Annotated in this window: 1 protein-coding gene and 1 pseudogene; both read left to right on the forward strand. The window is 54.1% G+C overall.

Annotated elements, in window-relative coordinates:
* On the forward strand, positions 1-1,327 hold a 1,327-nt coding region (locus VKV29_RS02020), incomplete at its 5' end, for a CRTAC1 family protein (RefSeq protein ID WP_324199626.1).
* Positions 1,324-1,663: pseudogene (locus tag VKV29_RS02025) on the forward strand (VCBS repeat-containing protein); the annotation flags it as partial. The gene VKV29_RS02020 and the pseudogene VKV29_RS02025, both read left to right, overlap by 4 nt.

Raw genomic sequence — 1,663 nt, forward strand, 5'->3', positions numbered from 1 at the left:
GGGCTGTGCAGTGGGTGACTACGATAACGATGGGTATGTGGACATCTACATTACGGCGTATCGGGGTGGGGTGTTGTTGCACAACGAGGGGGGGAGCCATTTCAAGGATGTGACGGCTCAGAGTGGGATAGCGCCTCAGCCTTGGGGCACTTCGGCAGCGTGGGTGCAAACTACCAACAGCGGGTATCTCGATCTGTATATTTGCAACTACATTGACTTTGGCCCACATACCCAACCGCAACTATGCACGGCGCGTGGCATCCCTACCGTTTGTATGCCCATGAACTATCGTCCTCTGCCGGGCAAGCTTTACCAAAACGAGGATGGGAGGCATTTTAGCGATGTTACCGCTCAACGGGGAGCGGCCGGGCGTGGACGCGGGCTTGGCATCGCCTGTGCCGATTTCGATAACACCGGTGTCCAAAGCCTAGCTATTGCCAACGATCAGATGCCGGGCGACCTGCTTTATCCTCAAGAGAAAACTGGCGTACCTACTTATGTCAACATCAGCCTTACAGCAGGGACGGCGCTAGCCCCTAGCGGCACGCTCCATGCCGGTATGGGCACCGACTGGGGAGACTACGACAACGATGGCCGTCTCGATCTGGTGGTGGTTACCTTTCAAAATGAGGTGAAATCACTCTACCATAATGAAGGCCATGCCGTTTTCTCCGATGCCGGCCAAACCAGCGGCATGAGCGCGCCCCTTCTGCCCTACGTCTCTTTTGGGGCTAAGTTTTTCGACTTCGACAACGACGGTTGGCTTGATCTTATCGTCGCCAACGGGCACATCGCAGACAACGCCCATATGATCGATCCTACGACCACCTATCGCCAGCCGACGATACTACTTCGCAATAAGGGTGGAGTGCTCGTCTCCTTCGAGGATGTTAGCAAGGCAGCAGGCAAAGCGATTAACCGGCAAATCGTTGGGCGCGGATTGGCCATAGGCGACTACGACAACGATGGCAGAGTGGATGTGCTCATCGTGGATTCTGAAGGCACACCTCTTTTGCTTCATAATGAAACCGCTCCCGTCGGACACTGGGTTCAGTGTAAGCTCATCGGAACCCGAAGCAACCGAGATGGCTACGGAGCCTATTTGAAAGCGAAAATAGGTGAGCGAACTCTGCTACGCCATTGTCATGCCGATGGATCGTATATGTCCTCCTCCGATCCAAGAGTTCATTTTGGGCTTGACAAAGAGACAAAAATCGCTAGCTTAACTGTTCATTGGCCTTCGGGTATCGAGTCCACATATACCGATCTGCCTGCCGATGCCCTGCTTTGTATTCATGAAGGGGACAAGGAGGTTAGGACACAGTGACGCATCGCTTTACACGACGCAGCTGCCTCCTGTCGCTTTTAGGTGCTCTTTCGGGATGCATGCCTCCCATACCCTCACAAAAAAACGCATTTCACACATCATCTATAAACCCTCTCTTTCGGGATGTCGCTGCCGAAGCTGGGCTAGATTACCGTTGGGTCATCCCCGGCCCCCGACCTCTCAACATCCTTCAAACCATCGGCAACGGATGCGCCTTCCTCGATTTCGATAACGACGGCAACCTCGATATCCTCCTCGTCGGCCCCACCCTCGCCCTCTTCCATAATGACGGTAAAGGACACTTCCAAAACGTCACCCAACAAACCGGTCTGGATA

It is taken from the genome of Chthonomonas sp. (genome assembly GCF_035294165.1).
Taxonomy (GTDB): Bacteria; Armatimonadota; Chthonomonadetes; order Chthonomonadales; family Chthonomonadaceae; genus Chthonomonas.